Annotated in this window: 19 protein-coding genes, 1 pseudogene and 1 other annotated feature; of the genes and pseudogenes, 14 read left to right on the top strand and 6 right to left on the bottom strand. The window is 28.3% G+C overall.

The window, feature by feature from the left end; translation table 11 throughout:
- Positions 1 to 24 precede the first annotated feature (24 nt).
- The 10 genes from folE (at position 25) to IR152_RS16760 (ending at position 8,981) form a co-directional block, all read left to right on the top strand.
- Complete coding sequence (folE, locus tag IR152_RS16805; protein ID WP_003429416.1) at positions 25 to 597, top strand: GTP cyclohydrolase I FolE; 573 nt, start codon at positions 25 to 27, stop codon at positions 595 to 597.
- Between the two features lie 70 nt (positions 598 to 667).
- A complete protein-coding gene (folP, locus tag IR152_RS16800) occupies positions 668 to 1,456 on the top strand; it encodes a dihydropteroate synthase (RefSeq protein WP_227453057.1) in 789 nt (262 codons plus the stop codon).
- 10 nt (positions 1,457 to 1,466) lie between these two features.
- The gene (folB, locus tag IR152_RS16795) at positions 1,467 to 1,832 is read left to right on the top strand and encodes a dihydroneopterin aldolase (protein ID WP_227453056.1); all 366 of its coding nucleotides are present in this window, start codon (positions 1,467 to 1,469) and stop codon (positions 1,830 to 1,832) included.
- The gene (gene folK, locus IR152_RS16790) at positions 1,825 to 2,331 is read left to right on the top strand and encodes a 2-amino-4-hydroxy-6-hydroxymethyldihydropteridine diphosphokinase (RefSeq protein WP_227453055.1); all 507 of its coding nucleotides are present in this window, start codon (positions 1,825 to 1,827) and stop codon (positions 2,329 to 2,331) included. The genes folB and folK overlap by 8 nt, the downstream gene beginning before the upstream one ends.
- The gene (gene aroF / locus IR152_RS16785; protein WP_227453054.1) at positions 2,312 to 3,097 is read left to right on the top strand and encodes a 3-deoxy-7-phosphoheptulonate synthase; all 786 of its coding nucleotides are present in this window, start codon (positions 2,312 to 2,314) and stop codon (positions 3,095 to 3,097) included. The genes folK and aroF overlap by 20 nt, the downstream gene beginning before the upstream one ends.
- Positions 3,098 to 3,353: 256 nt before the next feature.
- Complete coding sequence (gene dnaG / locus IR152_RS16780; RefSeq protein WP_227453053.1) at positions 3,354 to 5,144, top strand: DNA primase; 1,791 nt, start codon at positions 3,354 to 3,356, stop codon at positions 5,142 to 5,144.
- 17 nt (positions 5,145 to 5,161) lie between these two features.
- The gene (gene rpoD, locus IR152_RS16775; protein WP_227453052.1) at positions 5,162 to 6,328 is read left to right on the top strand and encodes an RNA polymerase sigma factor RpoD; all 1,167 of its coding nucleotides are present in this window, start codon (positions 5,162 to 5,164) and stop codon (positions 6,326 to 6,328) included.
- Positions 6,329 to 6,492: 164 nt separating this feature from the next.
- The gene (locus IR152_RS16770) at positions 6,493 to 7,182 is read left to right on the top strand and encodes a tRNA (adenine(22)-N(1))-methyltransferase (RefSeq protein ID WP_227453051.1); all 690 of its coding nucleotides are present in this window, start codon (positions 6,493 to 6,495) and stop codon (positions 7,180 to 7,182) included.
- A 13-nt stretch (positions 7,183 to 7,195) separates the two neighbouring features.
- Entirely contained in the window at positions 7,196 to 8,293 is a 1,098-nt protein-coding gene (locus IR152_RS16765; RefSeq protein ID WP_227453050.1) for a Nif3-like dinuclear metal center hexameric protein, read from the top strand.
- A gap of 115 nt (positions 8,294 to 8,408) precedes the next feature.
- Positions 8,409 to 8,981, top strand: coding sequence for a flavodoxin family protein (locus tag IR152_RS16760; protein ID WP_227453049.1), 573 nt, complete (start codon positions 8,409 to 8,411; stop codon positions 8,979 to 8,981).
- A 60-nt stretch (positions 8,982 to 9,041) separates the two neighbouring features.
- Here the strand turns inward: IR152_RS16760 and IR152_RS16755 are convergent, their stop codons facing one another.
- Positions 9,042 to 9,509 carry a pyridoxamine 5'-phosphate oxidase family protein gene (locus IR152_RS16755; RefSeq protein ID WP_227453048.1) on the bottom strand — a complete coding sequence of 156 codons (468 nt, stop codon included), beginning with the start codon at positions 9,507 to 9,509 and terminating at the stop codon, positions 9,042 to 9,044.
- Positions 9,510 to 9,652: 143 nt separating this feature from the next.
- Positions 9,653 to 9,917 (top strand) — a binding site (T-box leader).
- A gap of 165 nt (positions 9,918 to 10,082) precedes the next feature.
- Between IR152_RS16755 and IR152_RS16750 the strand changes: the two genes are divergently transcribed.
- Positions 10,083 to 10,634 carry a tryptophan transporter gene (locus tag IR152_RS16750; protein ID WP_227453047.1) on the top strand — a complete coding sequence of 184 codons (552 nt, stop codon included), beginning with the start codon at positions 10,083 to 10,085 and terminating at the stop codon, positions 10,632 to 10,634.
- Between the two features lie 134 nt (positions 10,635 to 10,768).
- Here IR152_RS16750 and IR152_RS16745 read toward each other — a convergent pair whose 3' ends face one another.
- The 5 genes and pseudogenes from IR152_RS16745 to IR152_RS16730 form a co-directional block, all read right to left on the bottom strand.
- Positions 10,769 to 11,245 (bottom strand): HD domain-containing protein, encoded by a 477-nt coding sequence (locus tag IR152_RS16745; protein ID WP_227453046.1) that lies wholly within the window; start codon positions 11,243 to 11,245, stop codon positions 10,769 to 10,771.
- A 116-nt stretch (positions 11,246 to 11,361) separates the two neighbouring features.
- Positions 11,362 to 11,667 carry a DUF5808 domain-containing protein gene (locus tag IR152_RS16740; protein WP_255624970.1) on the bottom strand — a complete coding sequence of 102 codons (306 nt, stop codon included), beginning with the start codon at positions 11,665 to 11,667 and terminating at the stop codon, positions 11,362 to 11,364.
- A gap of 36 nt (positions 11,668 to 11,703) precedes the next feature.
- Positions 11,704 to 11,754: pseudogene (locus IR152_RS20130) on the bottom strand (hypothetical protein); the annotation flags it as partial.
- Positions 11,755 to 11,777: 23 nt separating this feature from the next.
- Positions 11,778 to 12,221, bottom strand: coding sequence for a hypothetical protein (locus tag IR152_RS16735; RefSeq protein WP_227453044.1), 444 nt, complete (start codon positions 12,219 to 12,221; stop codon positions 11,778 to 11,780).
- Positions 12,214 to 12,603 carry a GntR family transcriptional regulator gene (locus IR152_RS16730; RefSeq protein WP_227453043.1) on the bottom strand — a complete coding sequence of 130 codons (390 nt, stop codon included), beginning with the start codon at positions 12,601 to 12,603 and terminating at the stop codon, positions 12,214 to 12,216. The genes IR152_RS16735 and IR152_RS16730 overlap by 8 nt, the downstream gene beginning before the upstream one ends.
- Before the next feature lie 191 nt (positions 12,604 to 12,794).
- On the opposite strand from IR152_RS16730, the gene IR152_RS16725 reads away from it, so the two are divergent.
- The 3 genes from IR152_RS16725 (at position 12,795) to IR152_RS16715 (ending at position 15,443) form a co-directional block, all read left to right on the top strand.
- On the top strand, positions 12,795 to 13,241 hold the full coding sequence (locus IR152_RS16725) for a hypothetical protein (protein WP_227453042.1): 447 nt from the start codon (positions 12,795 to 12,797) through the stop codon (positions 13,239 to 13,241).
- Positions 13,242 to 13,486: 245 nt separating this feature from the next.
- Positions 13,487 to 14,212: a response regulator transcription factor gene (locus IR152_RS16720; protein ID WP_395970755.1), complete on the top strand. Its 726-nt coding sequence runs from the start codon at positions 13,487 to 13,489 to the stop codon at positions 14,210 to 14,212.
- A complete protein-coding gene (locus tag IR152_RS16715; RefSeq protein WP_311315450.1) occupies positions 14,190 to 15,443 on the top strand; it encodes a HAMP domain-containing sensor histidine kinase in 1,254 nt (417 codons plus the stop codon). The genes IR152_RS16720 and IR152_RS16715 overlap by 23 nt, the downstream gene beginning before the upstream one ends.
- The last annotated feature ends 76 nt before the right edge of the window (positions 15,444 to 15,519 follow it).

The following is a 15,519-nucleotide window of genomic DNA, read 5'->3' as shown; positions in this document are numbered from 1 at the left end:
CACAAATCAATGGGGGGAGTTTAAATGAATAAAGTTGATAAAGAAAAGATACAACATGCAGTAAGAGAAATATTAGAGGCAATTGGGGAAGACCCAGATAGAGAAGGTTTAATCGAGACTCCAAATAGAGTTGCTAGGATGTATGAAGAGATATTCTCTGGTCTTAGTGAAGAACCAAGAGACCACTTAAAAGTTCTTTTTGCAGATGAAAAACATGAAGAATTAGTATTGGTAAAAGATATTCCATTTTATTCATGCTGTGAGCATCATCTAGTTCCTTTCTTTGGAAAAGCTCATATTGCTTATTTACCAAAAGGAGGAAGACTTACAGGTCTTTCTAAACTTGCTAGAGTAATAGATACATTGGCAAAAAGACCACAATTACAAGAACGAATCACTAAAAATGCCGCAGATATAATAATGGAAGAATTACAACCTTATGGTGTCTTAGTAGTAGTAGAAGCTGAACATATGTGTATGACAATGAGAGGTGTAAAAAAACCAGGTTCAAAAACTGTTACATCAGCAGTGAGAGGGATATTTGAAAAGGATATTGCATCTAGGGCTGAGGCCATGAGTTTGATTACTATGAAGTAGCAATTTATTATAGAATAGATATAATAATTTATTGAGATATAAAATTTAATTTAAGGGAGTGTCATTAATTGTGTTTGATTATGGTAAAAGGACTTATATAATGGGAATATTAAATGTAACTCCAGATAGTTTTTCTGATGGGGGAGATTTTAATAACTTAGACATAGCAATACAACACGCAAAAGATATGGTTGACCAAGGTGCTGATATAATAGACCTAGGAGGAGAATCTACACGCCCAGGTCATAGCTATGTAGACTCAGATGAAGAACTAAGAAGAGTAATTCCTGTAATAAAAAAACTTAAACAATTAGATATACCAATATCAATAGACACTTATAAGGCAGATGTCGCAGAAGAAGCCTTAAAATTAGGTGTTACTATGGTAAATGATGTTTGGGGTCTTAGAAAAGATAAAAAAATGGCTTCTGTAATAGGAAAATATGATGCAGAAGTATGTATAATGCATAATCAAGATGGGACAAACTATGATAAAGATATAATGGAGTCAATAAAAGACTTTCTTAAGGAAAGTATAGATATGGCAATAAGATGTGGAGTAAAAAAAGAAAAAATAGTACTTGACCCAGGAATAGGATTTGGGAAGGATTTTGAACAAAATATTGAAGTATTAAGAAGATTAAATGAATTAAAAGACTTAGGTTATCCTATTTTGCTTGGGACATCTAGAAAATCAGTAATAGGAAAAGTACTTCCAGTTGAACCCAAAAAAAGATTGGAAGGTACAATAGCTACTACTGTCCTTGGTATAAGAGATGGCGTAGATATAGTTAGAGTGCATGATGTTTATGAAAACTTAATGGCAGCTAGAATGACTGATGCAATATATAGAAAGTAGGTATAATATAATGGATAAAATATTACTTAGTAATCTAGGATTCTATGGATATCATGGTGTTCTTAAAGAAGAAAATTTTCTAGGTCAGAAATTCTTTGTTGACATGGAGCTTTATATTGATTCAAGAGAAGCAGGGCTTAGTGATGATATAAATAAATCTGTAAGCTATGCTGAAGTTTACAATGTTGTTAAAGATATTACTGAAAATAAACGATTTAATCTTTTGGAGGTTTTGGCAGAAAATATTGCTGAAGAAGTCTTAAATAAATTTATACTTATAAATGGAGTTATGGTTAGAGTTAGAAAGCCTGAAGCTCCTGTAAATGGTATTTATGACTATTTTGGTGTTGAGATAAGGAGAACAAGAGATGAATAAGGCTTATTTGGGAATAGGTACTAATATGGGTGATAGATTTGATAATTTATCAAAAGCATGCGAACTTTTAAAAAATAGTGATTCTATATATAAAGTCAAAGAATCAAGGTTATACGAAACAAAACCATGGGGCTATACAGAACAAGCAGATTTTCTAAATATGTGTGTAGAAATAGAAACAGAGTTTGAACCTTATGAGTTGTTAGAATATTGTCAAGAAATAGAGAAAGAACTACACAGAGAGAGAATAGTGCATTGGGGACCAAGAACTATAGATGTAGATATACTATTTTTTAATGATATAGTTTCTAATGATGAAAGATTAATAATACCTCATCCAAGGATTCAAGACAGAGCTTTCGTTTTGATACCACTTATGGATTTAAATGAAGAACTTCTAATAAATGAAAAATCAATAAGAGAACATTTAAACCTCCTATCTGCTGAAGAAAGAGAAGAAGTAAAGGAGCTTGTAGGTTATGAAAGAAAACCTATTTAATGATAATTCAAAGATAGAGATAAATACAAATAATAAAAAGATAGTTGTAAAAAAGGACAAACTTATAATAGCTGGTCCATGTGCAATAGAGAGTTATGAGCAACTTTTAGAGACTGCTAAATTTGTGAAAAGTCATGGTGCAAATATTTTAAGAGGTGGAGCATATAAGCCGAGAACATCGCCAAACTCATTTCAAGGATTAAAAAAAGAAGGTCTTGAAATATTAAAAGCAGTTAAAGAAGAGGTTGGTATAGCTGTTATTACAGAACTTATGGATGTAAGGGATATGGATGAACTGTATAGTATAAGTGATATAATTCAAATTGGCTCAAGAAATATGCAAAACTTTACTCTTTTAAGTGAAGTAGGAAAACAAAAAAAACCTGTTATGTTAAAAAGAGGAATAGCATCAACAATTACTGAATGGATAGGTGCTTCTGAATATATATCAATAGAAGGAAATAGTAATATTATAATGTGTGAGAGAGGTATAAGAACATACAATGATTATACGAGAAATACATTAGATTTAGCTGCAGTACCGATTATTCAAAAGGAAACAGGTTTTCCTGTGGTGGTAGACCCAAGTCATGCTACTGGAGTTAGATACTTGGTAAAACCTATGTCATTGGCGTCCTTTGCATGTGGAGCAGATGGAATAATGGTAGAAGTGCATCCTGACCCAGAAAATGCTTTGTCAGATGGTGCTCAATCTCTTTGCTTTGATGAATTTGAAGATTTAATGAAATCAATTAATAATTATTAAAAGAGGCAAGAGCCTCTTTTTTATTAGTAATTGTTATTAAGACGAATTTATAAGTTATATAATTTGATAATTAAACTATTTAATATAAATAAAGATTTAATATTGATATAATTAATATAAAAAATAAAAATTTTTTGTTTAATAAGAAGGATATCAATAAAAAAAGTCGAATTCTGTATATTGAGTGATTGACAAATTTAGAATATAGTGTAGAATAGAAATGTTAACACAAAAAATTACACCAGAAGGTGATAATATGAATGATATAAAAGACATTATTGAAGAAATAAAAGCTAGATGTGATATAGCAAGTATAATATCTGAATATATGAATATAAAACAATCTGGAGCTAATTACAAAGGATTATGTCCATTTCATGGAGAAAAGACACCATCTTTTTATATAAATACATCAAAACAGATTTATAAGTGTTTCGGTTGTGGTGAAGGTGGAGACGTAATAAATTTTGTCATGAAAATGGAAAATTTAGATTTTATGGATGCTGTAAAAATTTTAGCAAATAAATGCGGTATAGAAATTAACACTAACATGAATGAAGAAACTAGAATTAAAATAGAAAAATCTAAGAAATTTCAAGATATTCACACAGAAGCAGCTAGATTTTATCTTTCAAATTTATTGGGAAGCAAAAATCTTGGGTATGAATATTTAAGAATAAGAGGACTAGATGATAAAATTATTAAGAAATTTGGTTTAGGATTTTCTTTGGATTCATGGAATTCGCTTATGAATACTCTAATCAGTAAAGGATATAAAAAACAAGATTTATTGGAGTGCGGTCTAATAGCAAAAAATAGAGATGGAACTAATTGCTATGATAAATTTAGAAATAGAGTTATGTTTCCTATATTCGACTATAGAGGAAACATAATAGGATTTGGGGGAAGAGTATTAGACGATTCTTTGCCAAAATACTTAAATTCTCCAGACACATTAATTTTTAATAAAAAACAGAACTTATATGGATTAAATTTTGCTAGAAAAAATTTAGAGAGTAAAACTATAGTCTTAGTTGAAGGATATATGGATTTAATTTCTCTTTATCAGTATGGTATAAGAAATGTAGTAGCAACCCTTGGAACAGCCTTGACTGAACAACAAGGCATTTTAATAAAGAGATATGCGGACACTGCTATTATATCTTATGATTCTGATGAAGCAGGAATAAAGGCGACTTTAAGAGCTATAGATATACTTACTAAATTCGGTATCAATGTAAAAGTGTTGGACTTAAAAGATGCTAAAGACCCAGATGAATTTGTAAGAAAATACGGACTTAGTGATTATAAAAAAGCTATGGATGTTTCTACTCACTACATAAAATATAAAATAGATCATCTTAAAAAAGGATTTAACATTCAAAAAGATGAAGAACGAGTGAAGTTCGCAAAAGAAGCTTCTAAAATTATAAAACAATTGACAAGTCCTGTTGAAATTGATTTTTATACAAAGTATTTAAGCAATCAAATAGATATTAATGTCGAGTCTATAAAGAGAGAAGTTTATGGTAAGAATTATAATAAGCCATATAATAACAAAAATCAAAAGAAAGTAGAAGAAAAAATAATTGAAAAAGTCGAAGTCAGACAAGACGGAAAACAATTAGTTGAAGAGACTCTAATAAAAATAATGTTAGAAGATAAAAAAATTAGAGAAATAGCGTTACTTAAAGTAGAAGAAAGTGATTTTTTATTGAAAGAAAGTAAAGAAATTTTAAATTACATGATTAAAAATCAAGAATTGGACAAAATAACTATTGACAAATTGAAAAGTTTAAACATATCCGAAGAATACTTAAAAGAATTAAATTCGATTTCTTTGAATAGTATAAACTTAGAGAACACAAAAGAAATAGAAGAAATAATAACAAATATCAGAAAAAACTCATTAGAAGAGCAAATTAATAGCTTGTTGAGGGAACAACAAGAATTAGAAAATAATAATGATATGAAAGAGGTAGATGGTAGAGTTATGGAAATTGCTTTAAAAATAGTTGAGATAAATAAAATTTTAAAGAGCTTGTAGAGAAAGGAGGTTTGAGTGTGGAAAATAAATCGAATAAAAAAGAGTTAAAAAAGGTTACTGCTAAGACATTAATAGAAAAAGGAAAAAAGCAAGGTTCTCTGACACTTGCAGAGATAATGGAAGCTTTTTCGGAGAATGAACTTGATAAGGATCAAGTAGAGAATCTTTATGAGACTTTAGGAAATTTGGGAATAGAAATAACAGAAACAAAAAATTATAAAGCTGATATAGATTTTTCGGTTGCTGATGACGATTTAAGTATAAGCCACTTAGATGAAGATGCAGAAGCAATTTCACATGACGACTCTTCTGCAATAGAAATAGAAACTGTGGATTTATCTTTACCCAAAGGAATAAGTATAGATGACCCTGTCAGAATGTACTTAAAAGAAATAGGAAAAATTCCTCTACTTAAACCACATGAAGAAGTAGAATTTGCTAGAAGAATGCACGAAGGTGATGAAATAGCAAAACAAAGGTTAGTTGAAGCTAACTTAAGACTAGTTGTAAGTATAGCAAAAAGATATGTAGGAAGAGGTATGCTTTTCTTGGATTTAATACAAGAGGGAAATTTAGGTCTTATAAAAGCAGTCGAAAAATTTGACTATACAAAAGGATATAAGTTTAGTACTTACGCAACATGGTGGATAAGACAAGCTATAACACGTGCTATTGCAGACCAAGCTAGAACTATAAGAATACCAGTTCATATGGTAGAGACTATAAATAAGCTAATAAGAGTATCAAGACAACTACTTCAAGAACTTGGAAGAGATCCAAAACCAGAAGAAATTGCAAAAGAAATGGAAATGACAGAAGATAAAGTAAGAGAAATAATGAAAATAGCTCAAGACCCTGTATCTTTAGAAACACCAATAGGAGAAGAAGAAGATAGCCATTTAGGTGATTTTATTCCAGATGATGATGCTCCAGCCCCAGCAGAGGCAGCAGCATATTCTTTATTAAAAGAACAAATAGAAGATGTACTTGGCTCATTAAATGATAGAGAGCAAAAAGTATTAAAACTTAGATTTGGTCTTGAGGATGGTAGAGCTAGAACTCTTGAGGAAGTTGGAAAAGAGTTCGATGTAACTAGGGAAAGAATAAGACAAATAGAAGCAAAAGCACTAAGAAAACTAAGACATCCAAGTAGATCAAAAAAACTTAGAGATTATTTAGATTAAAAAGATACATCATTAACGTTTTTGTGATAAAGGCCATGAGATAAGTGATATCTCATGGCTATTTTGTAGTAAAGATTTAATTTTATTTTTGTAGTTATTTTAGTTTAACATTTATAACTTGGACTAAAGTCTACAAATAAAGGGAATTGAAAGGAGATTTATATTTGAAATTAACAGATAGATTATTGAAAATAGCATCATTAGTGTCAGATGGTAAAAAAATAGCTGACATAGGAACAGACCATGGATACATACCAGTATATTTGCTAAAAGAGGGAAGAGTACCATTTGCAGTGTTGGCTGATGTTAATAAAGGACCCCTTGACAACGCACGTAAAGAAGTCATACAGAACAATCTTTTAGATAAAGTTGATTTACGATTGGGTTCTGGTATAGAGATACTTGAAATAGGGGAAGTAGAAGAAGTAATAATTGCTGGTATGGGTGGAATCTTGATAAGTGAGCTTCTTGAAGCTAAAAAAGAAGTAGCACATAGTATAGAAAAATTAATACTACAGCCGATGCAAGCACAAGAAGAACTTAGACGTTACCTTTTAAACAACGGTTATGAAATTTTAGAAGAAGTTTTAGTGAGAGAAGATTTTAGAATATATGAAATAATAGTTACCAAATATACAGGTAAAAATACTATAATAGAAGATGAGATATATTATGAGGTTGGAATAAAGCTTTTAGAAAATAAGGACTCTCTTTTTAATGATTTTATAGAAAAAAAGATAAAGATATATAGTTCTATAGTTAGTAAGTTAGAAGGAAAAAATGGAGAAACTATAGATAAGAAGAGAGAAGAAAGTGAAGTTGCAATAAAAAAACTTGAAAATTTAATAAAATAAATTGGAGGTATATATGCTATTAAAGAGTCTAACTAGAAAAATTGAAAAAAAGTACCCTCTAAACTTAGCGGAGGATTGGGACAATGTAGGTCTTATAGTTGGAGATTTTGATATGGATGTAAAAAGGATATTAGTATCTTTAGAAGCTAATGAAGATGTTATTGATGAAGCTATATCCAAAAATATAGATTTAATTGTGACACATCATCCTTTTATATTTGGAAAAATTAATAAGATTAACAGTGCAGATTTAAAAGGTAGGCTTATCCAAAAACTTATTAAAAATGATATATCACTTTACTCTATGCATACTAATTTTGATATAGCATTTGATGGTCTAAATGACTATTTTATGGAAATTATGGAATTTAGTAACTCAAAAGTTTTAGATGTAACAGAAAGCGAGAATTTATACAAACTAGCAGTATATGTTCCATGCAACTATTCAGATGAACTTAGAAAGGTTTTAAGTAATTCAGGAGCAGGTAATATAGGCAATTATAGTGATTGTACGTTTTCAATAGAAGGTGAAGGACAATTTAAGCCATTAGAAGGCTCTAATCCGTTTCTTGGAAGTGTAAATGGTATAGAAACTGTAAATGAAGTTAAAATTGAAACTGTAGTGCCACAGAAGCTTTTAGGAGGGGTAATAAGTTCTATGTTGGATGCACATCCTTATGAAGAAGTTGCATATGATTTGTACAAGTTAGAAAATAAAGGCAAGACATTTGGCCTAGGTAGAGTAAGCAGACTTGATGAAAGTATGACATTGGAAAACCTTTCAAATAAAATAAAAGAGAAATTAAATATGAAACATATCAGAGTGGTTGGAAATCTTAGTACAAATATAACGAAAGTAGCAGTTGTAACAGGGGCTGGTTCAGAGTTTGTAAAAAAGGCTAAGAGACAAGGAGCAGAAGTCCTAATAACAGGTGATGTAAAGTATCATGAGGCACAAGATGCCCTTGATATTGGAATGTGTATAGTGGATTGTGGTCATTTTGATACAGAAGATATATTCAAAAACGTTATGAAGAGATTTTTGGATGAATTTAGTGAAATTGAAGTAATAAAAAGTGATGTATATTTGAATCCATTTAGTATCATTTAGCAGTATTTGATTATTCAAAATTCTATGAAGCAGAAACCCTGTTACTTTAGTCATAGGGGGTTCAGTATAAAATACTATATAAAAAATAAATTTGAGTTTAATTAGGGGGATAAGGATGAAAGCAGCAGTAATTTTTCATAGTGTTTGTGGGAGTACATATTTATTAGCTAGAGAGTATAAAGAGGTTCTTGAAGAAATGAATATCGAGGTAGATATATTTAAAGTAAGTGATGAAGTTGCAAAAACACTTCCTCAATATTATTTGATAAATTCTAAAGAGTATAAAGATGAATTTGAAAGTATAAACGTAATTAAATCTGGAAAAGAACTACTAGATTATGATGTTGTATTTATGGGGTCACCAACTTATTATGGAAATGTATCTGGTCAAATGAAGATGTTTATGGATAGTTTTTCTGATATTTGGGTAGGAGCATCTTTAAGCGGGAAAACATTTGGTTGTTTTGCTACAGCAGGTTCACAACATGGAGGAGGAGAGCTAGCTCTGCAAGCAATGAACATATTTGCCCAACATATGGGAATGACTCTTTTATCAGTTCCATGTACAGTAAGAGGAAGTCATCCAGCATATGGAATACTTCATATAGCAGGAGATAACTCTGATATAAGACCAAGTGATGATGTTAAGTTGGGTATAAGAGATTACCTAAAAAGACTTAATATATAAGATATAAAATAAAAATACCTAAAAGTGATTGTATAGATACTTTTAGGTATTTTTATTTGACTATAAACGTGAGGCTTTACCAGAAATATGGTCAATTTCTATTTTAACTACAGTTGTTAAATTCATATCTTTCTCTATGTATTTCATGCCTTCTTCAAAGAATCCTTTAGAATATTTTTTTATTATTTCTACAAGAGCATTTTTCTTTTCTTCATTTTCTACAGTACAAGCTTTCCCAAATACTATAGCACTAGAATAAGTAGTACTAAATTTGTCTGGCACAACATTTTCATTAGCAACTACTAGAAAAGAAACTTTGTTGTTTTTTGATATATTATCTAACTTATGACCATTTCTTGCACAATGGAAGTAAATATAATCATTAAAGTATACATAGTTTACAGCAACTCCATAAGGATAGCCATTTTCAGATATAGTGGAAAAAGTACCAAATTCACCATTTTTTAATACTTCGACAGTATCTTCTTTTGTCATTTCTCTCTTTTTTAATCTCATTTCTCTAAACATAATATCATCCTCTCTAATTTTGATGTTTAAATTAAATTTTAGAACATTTATAAAAATTATGCTATGTTTTTTACAAATTTAAAATAAAAAATTAGAGTTGACAATTATAAAAATTTAGAATATTATAATATCAACAGCAAATTAAAAATCCTATGACAAGGAAGAGTAATTATGTTTAGCTTCAATATAGAGAGCTGAGGATGGTGGAATCTTAGCAAGAAGGAATATAGTGAATGGACCTTAGAGGAGTAAATTGAAATCATATTATTATGAGAGTAGACTTTATCGTCAGTCGCACGTTACAGCGAATAGGGTATGTAAGTACCTGATAATGAGATGTATAAGAGTTAAACAATAGTTTATTTTTATATAATTTAGGTGGCAACGCGGATATTCTCCGTCCTATTGATTTAGGACGGAGTTTTTTATTTAAAAAATTTTAAGAGAAAATGTATAATTTGATATAAAAGGTGGTGAAAGAGATGTTATGAACTATCAAAGTTAAAGAGAATGATTTAGAAAATTGGCAAGAAAATAAAATAAATATTAAACAAATTAGGGGGAATTATTATAATGAAAACAAATACAAAAAAATTAACTTTAAATGCAATACTTTTAGCTATGGGTTTATTAATACATCAACTTACACCTGCTATAGGGCTTCCAATGCAACCAGATATATCTTTAGCAATGATGTTTATAATAATGATATTAAATAAAGATGATTATAGGATTTGTCTAGTAGCAGGAATTGTGACAGGGATATTTGCTGCGTTAACAACTAAATTTCCAGGTGGTCAAGTTCCAAATATACTTGATAAAACGATTACAATAAATATAATGTTCATGATAATGTATGTAATTTATAAATTACCATTTATGAAGAACTTAAGCAATAAAAAGCAAGATTTAATAGTAGCTACAATAATATTTCCAATAGGTACTATTGTTAGTGGAACTACATTTTTACTAGTTGCCGAGGCAATAGTAGGTCTTCCTGGAGGTTCATTTATGGCATTATTTATGGTTGCAGTAGCACCGGCAATACTAATAAATTTAATAGCTGGTTTGCTGTTATTTAAGGTAGTAAGCATGTCTATAAGAAGGGTAAGTTATCAAGGATAGAGGTTATGATTTATAATGATATTATAAGAAAATGTTGTTGTAGAAAATAATAAAATAGTAAAGAGGTATAAAGTTGAATATAATACTTAATACCTCTTCAAAATTAAATTATAAAAAGTGATAAGGAAACTGTCTTATACATGATAAGGAGATAATAAAGAATGTATCTTTAAAGTCTCAACTAAACAACAAAATTTATCCAACAAACACACAATAAGTGCTTCTTTATACCTAGGAGGCTTAACAGTAAGAGGCCACATATGCTTTAAAATTATATCCGTTTCTTTTTCATTTATTTGAAAAAATAAAGTTGCATTTTTTAATGCTTCTCTAGGGTGAGTAAATCCATGCAATCCTTTTCTATCACCTTTGTAATGCCAATCGTAAAGAAAAAAGTCGTGTAGTAAAGCTCCTCTAATTACACTTTGAATATCAACATTTAGGTGCAATTTTTTACATAATAAATAACTATAATATGCTACTGATAAACTATGTTCAAGACATGAAACATTACCATGATGAGGAAATGTTCTCATAAGTTGTACTTTTTCAGAAGAAAGTATCTCAGAAGCACATTCATTAAAGTATTTGATTTCAGCTTTTGACAACATTATGCAAATCTCCATTTCTAGTAATATAAATACTATATTTCAACGATAATATGAAATATTTCTTATCCTACAAAATATAATACCCAATAATACAAGTAAGATACACTTTATGGTATTTAAAGTAAAAGAGATTTTATTAGGCTATACAATGAAAAAATTAAAAACAAAGCTATAGCAATATATAGTATCTTTCCAAGAGGATTTCCAAAATTTATGGTCCATCCAAGACCAAACCTTTTATTAACCATCAATGATGGGTCATTTGGATTATTATACATGGTGCCTGCTATCCAATATTTCTCATCTTCTTCTGGCGAATAGGAAGAGTTGGATTTTAAATTTGGAGAATTAATATATAATAAAATCATTAAACAAAATTCAGTACCTATTAATTTAAATATATTAAGAAATGATTTTTCCATAAGAATATCAGGAGACCCATTTATACTCCAATGAGTAGCAATTAAGTCTGGCAGTTGATTATAATTAAATGTAAAAAAAATACTCATTCCAAAAGTAAATAGTATTGGTATTAAATACAGTATTTTAAATTTTTTATTAGTTTATTTTTCTTATTTATAAAATCCATATCTACTATTAATTTTGAGTCTACATCTATATGACCTAATGTAGAATAAATTTCTGATTTAAGTTTTTTAGCTTTTTTATGAACATGAATATACAATATACTTTCATAAAATAAAAAGATTATAATACCAATAAAATAAGAGAGTTCCAATTTATCAAATATAAAAACCAGGATAAAAACTAATATAAAATCTATAATAAAGCCTAAAGGTAAAAATTTTTTAAATTCTTTATCCAGATTTATAAAGTAAGTGTAGTTTTTATGTTCTTGGTCTATAGAAACTCCATAAATATGTTTTTTGCCTACAAAATAGGGCATAAAATAAAATGTAGCATACATCAAGATTAGAATCGGAAATATTGTAAATAAACATTCAATCTTACTCATAATATTTCACCTCATACTTGTCAAATAAATTTGAACTTAGTGACAAAAATTCTTCTTTGCTAATGCCTGATAAATAAGATTTTGCTACTAATAGTTCCAATTCAAACTTATTTTTTTGACGAGTTGTGTTGTCTATTTTCATTGGTAATTGAGCAACAATAGCACCTTTTCTTCTATCAATATTTAATAATCCCTCTTCTTTTAGTTCATTGTAGGATTTATTCACTGTATGTAAATTTACACCAATATTTTCAGCCATACTTCTTACAGATGGAAGTGATTCGTTTATTTTCAATTCTCCTGAAGCTATAGCCTTGGTTATTTCTTCCTTAATTTGTACATAAATAGATTTATCACTATTAAAATCTAAATTTAAAACCATAAAAAACCTCCATTATACTTTGTAAATGAAAAAGATTGTTATATATATAGTATAACATAAAAAATCATAACAAGTACAAAATATAAATTTATATTTTGTAAAAATTGTAATTTAAAAAATAACATAATTTTTATTAAAATAATACAGATACTATCTATAGATAGAAATAAAAATTAGAAAGGAGAAAAAATATGTTAACATATTTAATGAAAAGACAAATGCATAAAAAAGATGATGGAATGAGTAAACCAATGATGTTTACAGGAGCTGTACTTACAGGTGTAGGTATATATGCTGTATACAAAATGGTAAAAAATTGTAAATCTAATTCTCAAATGGTCAATACAAATTATTATGGAAATAGCGATTATGATGATTATAAATATGACGAATTTGATTATGACTGTGATTGTAGAGACAAAAAACAAGATTATGAATATGAAGAACTAAAAAAAAAAGTAAAAGAATTTAATTCAAGAAGAATAAACTGTGAAAATTGTCCACATGTTTCTCAAGAAGAAATGATGCAATATGTAAATAGTGTTAAAGATGTAAAGGATGATATTGATTTACATGAAGACGATAAAAAAGATAATATTTATAAGGAAGATGAATACAAAAAGTATGAAGAAGAGTAAGTAAAATTCTGTATAATTAAACAAGTAGTTGTGTTAGATTATTTAACATAAAGTTTCTAAAATGTAAGTTGTAGCTTAAGTTGAAGAAGTATCTATTATTCTTAATTGGGTTAAGTAACAACTTACATTTTTGTTTTATAAATTTTAATAACTCTTTGTGACTATTTTGTAATTATAGATATATTTTAGTATATAAGGTATTTGTGTATAATAAAAACTGTACAGGTAAATAATTTAAAATCAAAATGGAAAGAAAGGAAATAGCTATGTTAAAGTTGTTGATAGTTGAGGATGATAGTACTATATCTTTTGGAATAAAGTATGCTCTAGAACAAGAAGGATTTAGTATAGATATATCAAAGGATTTATCAAGTGGAAAAGAAATGATTTCTTCTAATGAATACAGCATGATACTGTTGGATGTTACATTACCAGATGGAACAGGTTATGAACTGTGTCAATATATAAGAGGATTCTCTCAAATTCCGATAATATTCTTGACTGCTTGTGATGAGGAAGTAAATATTGTTATGGGTCTTGATATAGGTGGAGATGATTATATAACAAAACCTTTTAGAATTAGAGAATTAATATCTAGAATAAAAGCTGTTTTGAGAAGAAAAGGTAATACTTTAGAAGAAGATAAGAAAATACTCAAATTTGGAGATTTAAGTATATATACCTTAGAAGCTAGAGTATATAAAAATGAAAAAGAAATATTTCTGACATCAGTTGAATATAAACTTCTTCTAATTCTTATACAGAACAAAAATACAGTTTTAAGTAGAACTCAAATATTGGAAAAACTTTGGGATGTAACTTATGATTTTGTAAATGATAATACTCTAACTGTTTATATAAAAAGGCTTAGAGAAAAAATAGGGGATGATTTATATAAACCAATCTACATAGAAACTGTAAGAGGTCTTGGTTATAAATGGATAGGAAGTGAAAATAGTGTTTCTATATAATCCGGAAGTGAAGAAGTTTTTAAGTAAGTATGTTATTTTGATGTTTGTTGTTATTATCATATCTGTTGGATTTAGCATAGTCAACGTGTCTATAACTAAAGATATGATTGTAAAAAACAATCAGGCTATAATAGGAACACTATCAAGTAAGTATCCAAACTTAGAAAGTGATATAGTAGATATAATAACTCAAGGAAACTCTATGGAAAATATAGATTATGGTCATAAAATATTAAGTAAGTATAATTATGGTAAATCTATTAGGATAAACTCTGAGCCTATTACTTCTAAATTAGTTTTAGAGACTATCAAAATAAATATAATCTTAGTCTGTATAATATTTATTTTGATATTTGTGTTGGTTGTTAGATATTTTAAGGCAATGTACAATGATTTATCAGATATGACTAAGTATGTTTACTATAGTTCAGAGGGAAAAGCATTTGATATGAAAAATAAAAATCAAGAAGGGCAGATAGGTCTTTTAAAAACTGAACTCTTAAAGATGACAACAATTCTTAATGAAAAAGTTGAACTTTTAAAATCAGAAAAGATATTTTTAAATAATACAATTTCCGACATATCACATCAATTAAAAACCCCTATGACTTCTTTAATAATGCTGAATGATTTATTATATAATGATGTACCATATGAAGTAAAAATCGATTTTTTGAATAAGATAAAAAATCAATTAAATAGAATGGATTGGTTGATTAAAAGCATGCTTAAATTATCAAAGGTAGAAGCAAAAGTGATAAACTTTAAAAAGGATAAGATAAAATTTAGTGAACTCATACATAGAGCAATGCAATCTATGAAAATACCTATGGATATTAAAAATCAAAAATTGACTATAGAGGGAAGTGATAATGTATCTTATATTGGTGATATTGACTGGTCTGTTGAAGCATTAGTGAATATAATCAAAAATTGTATAGAACACACTCCTGAATTTGGAAATATAATTATAACTTATAAAGAAAACCCATTATTTTCTGAACTAGTAATAAAAGATGATGGCGAGGGAATAGATAAAAAAGATATACCACATGTATTTAAACGATTCTATAGAGGAAGTAGTAGTTCAAAAGAAGATAGTGTAGGAATAGGTCTTGCAATGTCAAAATCTATAGTAGAAAGCCAAAATGGAGATATATATGTAAACAGTGAAAAAGGTAAGGGTACAGAATTTCATATAATATTTCATAAAATGTATGATAGTGACTAATCTGTAATATTTAATTCACTTTATAGTAATAGTCAAAACCTAATATATGAAGTATAGAATATAAATATTGGAGGTA

This window comes from Clostridioides sp. ES-S-0108-01, assembly GCF_020662285.1.
Lineage (GTDB): Bacteria > Bacillota > Clostridia > Peptostreptococcales > Peptostreptococcaceae > Clostridioides.
This window is presented reverse-complemented; position numbering and strand designations above follow the sequence as displayed.